General features: G+C 59.9%; 5 protein-coding genes and 5 pseudogenes. 3 read left to right on the top strand and 7 right to left on the bottom strand.

All coding sequences use genetic code 11. The features are described from left to right. Window positions 1–43: 43 nt before the first annotated feature. Complete coding sequence (locus tag OCK02_RS25090) at window positions 44–295, bottom strand: pyridoxamine 5'-phosphate oxidase family protein (protein WP_263815398.1); 252 nt, start codon at window positions 293–295, stop codon at window positions 44–46. A 66-nt stretch (window positions 296–361) separates the two neighbouring features. Between OCK02_RS25090 and OCK02_RS25085 the strand changes: the two are divergent. Further along, a pseudogene (locus OCK02_RS25085) lies at window positions 362–892 on the top strand (IS110 family transposase); the annotation flags it as partial. Here OCK02_RS25085 and OCK02_RS25080 read toward each other — a convergent pair. Next, window positions 888–1,305: pseudogene (locus OCK02_RS25080) on the bottom strand (acetate/propionate family kinase); the annotation flags it as partial. The pseudogenes OCK02_RS25085 and OCK02_RS25080 sit on opposite strands and share 5 nt — an antisense overlap. A 384-nt stretch (window positions 1,306–1,689) precedes the next feature. Here OCK02_RS25080 and OCK02_RS25075 point away from each other — a divergent pair. Then, window positions 1,690–2,736, top strand: a pseudogene (locus tag OCK02_RS25075) (IS630 family transposase); the annotation flags it as partial. Between the two features lie 259 nt (window positions 2,737–2,995). Here OCK02_RS25075 and OCK02_RS25070 read toward each other — a convergent pair. The 4 genes from OCK02_RS25070 to OCK02_RS25055 are packed head-to-tail and all read right to left on the bottom strand — an operon-like array spanning window position 2,996 to window position 4,970. Next, window positions 2,996–4,114, bottom strand: a complete 1,119-nt coding sequence (locus tag OCK02_RS25070) for a site-specific integrase (protein WP_263815400.1) — start codon at window positions 4,112–4,114, stop codon at window positions 2,996–2,998. Window positions 4,115–4,152: 38 nt separating this feature from the next. Then, a complete protein-coding gene (locus OCK02_RS25065) occupies window positions 4,153–4,311 on the bottom strand; it encodes a hypothetical protein (RefSeq protein WP_263815397.1) in 159 nt (52 codons plus the stop codon). Beyond that, on the bottom strand, window positions 4,312–4,716 hold the full coding sequence (locus OCK02_RS25060) for a type II toxin-antitoxin system VapC family toxin (RefSeq protein ID WP_263815396.1): 405 nt from the start codon (window positions 4,714–4,716) through the stop codon (window positions 4,312–4,314). Next, window positions 4,713–4,970 (bottom strand): type II toxin-antitoxin system VapB family antitoxin, encoded by a 258-nt coding sequence (locus OCK02_RS25055; RefSeq protein WP_263815395.1) that lies wholly within the window; start codon window positions 4,968–4,970, stop codon window positions 4,713–4,715. Before OCK02_RS25055 ends, OCK02_RS25060 begins: the two co-directional genes overlap by 4 nt. Before the next feature lie 339 nt (window positions 4,971–5,309). On the opposite strand from OCK02_RS25055, the pseudogene OCK02_RS25050 reads away from it, so the two are divergent. Continuing rightward, a pseudogene (locus OCK02_RS25050) lies at window positions 5,310–5,802 on the top strand (SOS response-associated peptidase family protein). Here the strand turns inward: OCK02_RS25050 and dinB are convergent. Further along, window positions 5,799–6,888: pseudogene (gene dinB, locus OCK02_RS25045) on the bottom strand (DNA polymerase IV). The pseudogenes OCK02_RS25050 and dinB sit on opposite strands and share 4 nt — an antisense overlap. Window positions 6,889–7,357 lie beyond the last annotated feature (469 nt).

Raw genomic sequence — 7,357 nt, 5'->3', positions numbered from 1 at the left:
CTTTGACAAACCGACCCTACCGGAAAAACACTGATGGCCACCGCTAACCTGCTACACCACTCCCTGGGACATCATCTTTCAGCCGTCCATCGTGAAATTCATTGGTGTCCGGAAGCTCGCGAAAGGAGACGTCGATCACCACGCTTTTCCAGTGCTGCTTGCTTTCGAAAGACTCGATACGCAGGCAGGCGCGGGGATTGGCACGAAGGATGTCGAGTTTCTTTCCAGGCATTGAGAATGCATAGAGACGGTTCCCCGAATGCGCATAGGAAATCGGGACGACATAAGATCCCATCAGGGGTGAGTCGCGGCCTGCACCGTGGCAGAGTGCGGTCGCTAGAATACTCTCTGGAGGCCAACCATGCCGATAACAACAGGTCAATCTCAAGCGCAAACCGCTACTCTCGCCGATCTTGGCGCAATTTTCGTCTCGTTGGAATCGAGCAAATCGACCTGGCTGGTGACAGCTCTGTCATCTTGCAGCGAAAAGATGTCCCGACACACCATCAGCGGAGGCGACATCGCTGGCCTATTCTCGTGTTTTGCCGCGCTCCGCGAGAAAGCCAAACGGCGAAGGAACATACTCTACTCGATTGTGGTGATTCAGGAGGCCGGACTGGATGGCTTCTGGCTCGGACGAATGCTGAGCAAGGAAGCCTGGATAGAGAGCCACATTGTTGAAGCTGCATCAATTTTCATGCCGCGCCGGCATCGCCGGGCTAAGACCGACCGCATCGATGGTGAAACGCTGATCCGCGCTTTGATTGCATGGAAACGCGGCGAACCGCGTGCATGCTCAATGGTCAAGCTTCTTACACCTGAGGAGGATGGCAACCGGCGGATTGGGCGGGAGAGGAAAACTCTGATTGCCGAACGTGTCTTCCACGTCAACGCAAGGAGGCGGCGGTTGCGATCATTTTCCTGCGCTCCCCAGCAGCGAGACGGTTTCCTCGGCGATCTGTGGGGGTGACGAAGGTGGCCATACGGCTTTCCGGAGCGCTGATGGGGACCGCATTCGCGGCATTGGCGATGGGGTCGAGGTCGAGGTCGAGGCCGAGCCAGCCCAGCCGGCCGCAGACATTGGCCCGTATCTTCGGCTGGTTCTCGCCGACGCCGGCCGTAAAGACGAGGGCGTCGAGACCGCCGAGCGTGGCGGCAAGCCGGGCGATCTCGCCGCCGAAGAGGTTTATCGCCTCCTTCGCTTCAGGCGCATCGCTCTCCAGAAGATCGCGGCTTCCGACGTTGATGCCGGAAACCACCGAGGAGCCCGGACTTGTGGTAGAGGAGGTCTTCCACCGCGTGTGGCGCCAGTCCCTCCTACCCGATTGGTGCGGATGACTCCGCTTATGAAGTATCCGCTCATTGAGTGGAAGACGTTCGCCGAGGACGCAGCGGCGGTTGGCTTTAGACGCTTGGTGATTCGAAAGGGCCGGGACTTCACGGCGTTGGAAGCAATGCTGCCGGCGCTAATCGAAGAAATGCGGAAAGATCTCCGTTCAAAGCCTTCACGAGAGAGATAACCGCTCTGTCCAAGCGTGTGAGCTATAATTCTGGTCCAATTCCATTCCTCCAATATTACCATGTGGACCACGACGAGCTCCTCGCCAATACCAATCGTCGCTGAGGCTGACTCTTGGGATTCCCAAAGGCGGACGAATCTGAATCGATTGCGCAAACAGGAGGTTTGCGATGGGTTCTGCGATTTTGTTGCGGTCAGACTATGATGGGGATGTGCTGCGTCGTCTGGCTCGGCAGACACGAAATGCCGACCAGGCTCGGCGTCTTCTCGCCCTCGCATCTATCTATGATGGCGGCTCGCGCGCCGATGCCGCCCGGCTTGGCAGCGTGACAGTTCAGATCGTGCGCGACTGGGTGGTACGCTTCAACGCACGCGGTCCAGACGGTCTGATCAATGGCAAAGCTTCGGGCAAGCCTTCTCTTCTGAACGATGAACACCGAGCGGCCTTGGCGCAAGCCATCGAGCGCGGACCGACACCGTCTCTGGATGGTGTCGTTCGTTGGCGTCTGTGTGATCTGGCGCAATGGATCTGGGAAGAGTTCCGCATCTCGGAGCCAGGAGACCCTGGGTCGCGAAGTGCGTACCATGGGGTATCGCAAGCTCTCTGCTCGCCCAAGACATCATGCTCAGGATGCCGAAGCGGCCGAGGCTTTTAAAAAAACTTCCCCGCCGCTGTGGCAGAAATCGCAGCCGGGTCCCGCCAAGGGCAAAGTGATCGAAATCTGGTTTCAGGATGAAGCTCGTATAGGTCAGAAGAACAAGATTACCCGCCGCTGGGCTAGGCGTGGATCAAGGCCGTCAGCGCCGCACGACCGGCGCACCCGCTCGGCCTATATCTTCGGAGCGATCTGCCCCGAACACGGCAAGGCCGCCGCCCTCGTCATGCCGTGGTGCGATACCATGCCATGAACCAGCATCTGATCGAAATATCCCGAAACGTCGCGGACGATGGGCACGCCATTCTCATCATGGACCAGGCAAGATGGCATACGTCCAACAATCTCGTGGTCCCAGAAAACATCACCATCCTGCCACTGCCGCCCAAATCACCCGAGCTGAACCCGGTCGAAAACATCTGGCAGTTCATGAGGGACAACTGGCTCTCCAACCGGGTCTTCAAATCCTACGAGGATATCATCGACCACTGCTGCTACGCCTGGCGAAAACTGCAGCGGCGGCCATGGAAGATCATGTCAATTGGCCGACGCCAATGGGCAAAAAGGCTTCAAATCTGCGAGCACTACGACGCGATCTATGATGTTCTTCGCAATGACATTCCCCGGTGGAATGAACCCCAGCGAGGACTTCGCAGAGTATTTGCTTGGGCCGTAAACTAGCGGTTTTGTCGGGATCCTCAAACGATCCGTACGAAACGGCGGCATAGCGGTTCGAGCTGACAAAGCCTCAAAGACGAGGGCGCGACGCTTGAAGCTGCGGCGGCAGCCGGCTAAGACTAACCTACCGTTATTTCAGCTATCAAAGAAGCCGTGCCGCCCGTCCGCTTCGGCGCGTTGCGCTATTGTAATAGCGGGAAGCCTGCTGCACTGATCGATGGCGTGACTGTTCCATTGCTTCTTGCAGTGGTATTCCTCGATTGGCGGCTTCCGTCAAATATCCCGACCGAAGCCCGTGGGCCGAAAACTCCTGAGGCTCGAGGCCGGCCAGCTTAGCGCGCTGTTTGACGATGTCATTGATCGCCTTCGGGTCCAGAGAACGACGCGAGACATTGCCCCACCGATCGATGGCACGAAACACGCTGCCGCTTTCAATCCTCGCGGCAGTCAGCCAGGCATCCAGCGCTTCGACCGGCCGTCCGGTGATGTAGACGACCTCGTCGTTCTCAGCGCCGCTGGTCTTGGTGCGGCCGAGATGAATGGAGAGCGAGGGCAGGGGGATATCGCCGTCGATCAGGATCGGCTCCTCCTGCGTCAACTGCTCCTTTCTTAAGCCCGCGATCTCGCTGCGCCGGCGCCCACCGGAGGCAAAGGCGACCATCAGGATTGCGCGGTCCCGGATGTCGCGCAGGCTGTCGCTATTGCAGGTGGCAAGAAGTCTGGAGAGGATATCGCCGGTGACGGCCTTCCCGCTCTTGCGTTTCCTCGGCCGGGGGGTGGCACGCACGGCCAGCCGTATTGCGGACTTGAGCGCTGGGTAGCCGAAAGGGCCTTCAAATCCGCGCCATTTGGTCAGGGTGGACCAGGTGGCAAGCCGCCGGCGCACGGTATCGGGGGCATGCGGGCCGGATGATCGCAGGAACCCCTGTGAGCGGAGCTTGTCCTCGACCTTAGCGGGCATTCCATGATGGGGATCGGTCAGCCGCTTGTCTGCGTCCCAGAGGTGATGGGCGACGAATTTCAGCGCCAGCGCTTCAGGGGCCGGCCAGGGCAGGCTCGTTCCCGTGGATGCCAGAGACCAGGCCTGCAGGTAGGCGAGATCGGAGGTGAGCGCGCGCTGCGTGTTCGGCCCCATCCCCTCCTTGACCAGATGGCGGAGCGTTTCGATGTCCTGGTCGGTCAGAAGCTCGGCGAGTTCGTCACGCCGGTCCATGGGCAGGACGGCGGCGATCGTGTCGAGTTCGTTGGCACGGCGCGACATGCTTTTTGTGCCTGAGGATGGGTATTCGGACTTTTTCGTCACGTCATCCGTCCCGGATGCGTGTCGGCGGCGTTGTTCAGGCTGCCATGCGCCGCCATGTCGACCTCGCGGGTGAGCCCGGGGCGGATAGACGTGTGGTGGTGATTGCGGCTTGGCAGATGGCGTGTCGGGGCCAGAACGAGCGTGCGCGATGACATTCACATCACCGATGATGACGGATGCAGTTTGAGGTCGGTTTGCGAAAAATCGTGCCCCTTGAACAGGAGGGGCGCCTTGGCAACGGTGGACACCGCGTAGGAGAAGCAGTCACCCATGTTGAGACCTGCCGGATGCCGCCCTTTTCCAAACCGCTCGAACGCAAGCTCCGCGGCATGATAATGGCGCTCACCGAAGGCGACGGCCGTGACATTGGGCAGCGCGACCAACTGGGCAATGACGGCTCCAGCATTCGGAAAGCTTTTGCCGGTCAGTACCATTCTGGTCTCGAGCAGGGTCGGCCAACCCACAAGGATCTCTTCGCGGCTGACAAGGGCGTGGAAAAGCTCAGCCTCGGGCTCGCCCAGCGCGGCGGCCACGATCGCTGACGTATCGAGAGCGATCATTTGGGCAGGCCGTGTTCGTCATAGAGGTCATCATGTGCCGATGTTGTGCCTGGCGGTACCGAGCGGCGGCCTTCTGCCATCAGTTCCCAAAGCACATCGGCCGGTGTCTTCGCCTGTTTCTGGCTCAGTTCCCGATCGTAGCGCTCGAGCGCCTGCTCGACGAGCCTGTTGATCGGCTGGCCGGTGCGTCTGGCAAGGTCATGAGCCAGGTCGCGCGCCTTTGTACTGCGGATTGAGAGCTGCGGTTCGGACATGGGTGCCTCGCTTCGTTCTGTAGGCAATATAGGTCCTTGCGGCTTAGATGGCAAGAAATTGATGGCAGATGGCTAGGATACGATAAATGTTCGGACTGCACGCGCCCAAGCAGAACCAGGAGTTCCTCGGCGTCCTTTGTCGGCAGATGGAGAGCGGCCAACCTGTGGACGAGTATGGTTTGACGCGCGAGGATGGCGGCGCCATCTCGAACGTGTCGCATGACCATCTGAATTTCGGTCTCACCGGCGCACATTCAGGGAGATTAGCAGCTTTCCAACATCCGTTCACGATCCATCAGACTTGTCTAACGGACGCGTTCCTGATATGTTCCGTCCATCATGAAAGCGATGGATTTTCAGTCCGATGCCCGCTCGATGAGCGCCGGATCACTATCAGGCGACATGACGGCGATGTGGAGATGGTGGAGCTGCCTTGGGGGCTGTGTCCCCGCGACGGCGGCCCGCGCGCCGTCAACGTCGTCCGGTCGGAAAGGCGAACCTTCCCCACCCACCGCTGCCTGGTGCCGGCCTCGGAGTTTCGCCACAAGAACTTCAGTTTTTCGCTCGCCAATGGCGACTGGTTCTATTTCGCAGGGATCTGGCGGCCGGCGTCTGGGGATTGGCCGGAAGCCTATGCCATCCTGACTATCCACGCGAATGCCGATATCGCGCCTACCACGACCGGCAGATGGCGGTTCTGACGCGAGACCAACGCATGGCATGGCTGGACGGACTTCTCCCCGAAGGCGAACTCCTACGGCCGCTGCCGCCAGGGACCTTCCGGGTCAAACGCCACTCGGGCGCTCGTGCCCAGCCGATGCTGGCGGTCTAAAGCGCCAATCGCAACTGCGGCTCGGCGGCCGGGACGCGCCGTTCCAGTGAGGATAAAGTGACGCCGAGCAGGCGGATGCCTTTGCGCGGCGGAAAAATCGGCGCCAGCAGCAGGCCAACGATCTCTTCAAGGTCGGCAATCACAGGCAAAGGAGCCGGAACCGTCTTGCTGCGCGTGATCTGGTTAAAGTCAGCATATTTGACCTTGAGCGTCACCGTCTTGGCGCCGATCCCGTTGGCCTCGCAATAGGCCCATACCTTTTCGATCACCGGCTGGAGCCCTTCACGCGCCGGTTCATAAGCATGGAGAACCTGCGAGAACGTATCTTCCGCGCCGACGGATTTGCGCACCCGGTTCGGCTTGACCTGACGCTCGTCGATGCCGCGGGCGATGCCATAGAAATACGGTCCCGACTTTCCGAAATGCTCCACCAGGAATTCGAGCGTCTTCTGCTTGAGGTCGGCGCCGGTGTCGATCCCGAGCCGATGCATCTTCTCGGCCGTTGCCGGCCCGACGCCCTGGAATTTCGTGACGGGCAGGGCCCCGACGAAGGCCGGCCCGTTCTTCGGCGTGATGACGGCCTGGCCATTGGGCTTGTTGAGATCGCTCGCTATCTTCGCGAGGAACTTGTTGTAGGAAATTCCGGCCGACGCGTTGAGGCCGGTGACCTCTTTGATCCTGGCGCGGATCTCCAGCGCGATCTCGGTGGCAATCTCCAATGCCCTTCAGGTTTTCGGTGACATCGAGATAGGCCTCGTCGAGCGACAGCGGCTCGATAAGAGGCGTGTATTCGGCGAAGATCTCGCGGATTTGTTGCGACACCGCTTTGTAGACCTCAAAGCGCGGCGGCACGAAGATCAGTTCTGGACACTTTCTCTTCGCGGTAATTGACGGCATCGCCGAGTGGACGCCGAATTTGCGGGCCTCGTAGCTCGCCGCAGCAACCACGCCGCGCGCCGCCGATTCGCCGACGGCAATCGGTTTGCCGCGCAGTTCCGAATTATCGCGCTGCTCGACCGACGCGTAAAAGGCATTCTGATCGACATGGATGATTTTTCGGACGGGGGATGAGAGCAGGTCATTCATGGCGGCTTCAGCGATCGCGACGGGATCAGCTTTCGTGCCGAAACAAAAAGGGAGCATAGCAGGCTTGCGCGCGATATCAACCGTTACGATGGGCGCCGTGTCGCCGCTCGCGAAACTACCGGCCACCAAGTGGCATCGGCGCCGCTCACCGCCTTTCCTCCCTGCTTTCATAATTGGCAGAAATCGTGCGATGAATGCTTTGTCCCGCCGACAGGAGCCGCCGTGAACCCCAACACCCACAACCGTCTTGTCCTGGACTTCATGGTCATGCGCGCCATGAAGGTCACCGACAGTGTGCCGGTCGATATCATCATGGACTATGGCATCGACAAGGGGCTCAGCTTGGGCGAAGTGGAGGCCGCGTTAATCACGCCAGCACTCAGGAGTGGATTTTGCTGGTCGGGTCGAATGTGCATCTGTCGCAAGCAGGCTATGCGGCGATGGGGCCGGCGAATGACAACTCGCATTC

This window comes from Rhizobium sp. TRM96647, from assembly GCF_025780115.1.
In the GTDB taxonomy this organism is placed as follows: Bacteria; Pseudomonadota; Alphaproteobacteria; order Rhizobiales; family Rhizobiaceae; genus Mycoplana.
The sequence above is the reverse complement of the archived record's forward strand: the minus strand, read 5'-3'. Positions and strand labels throughout refer to the sequence as shown.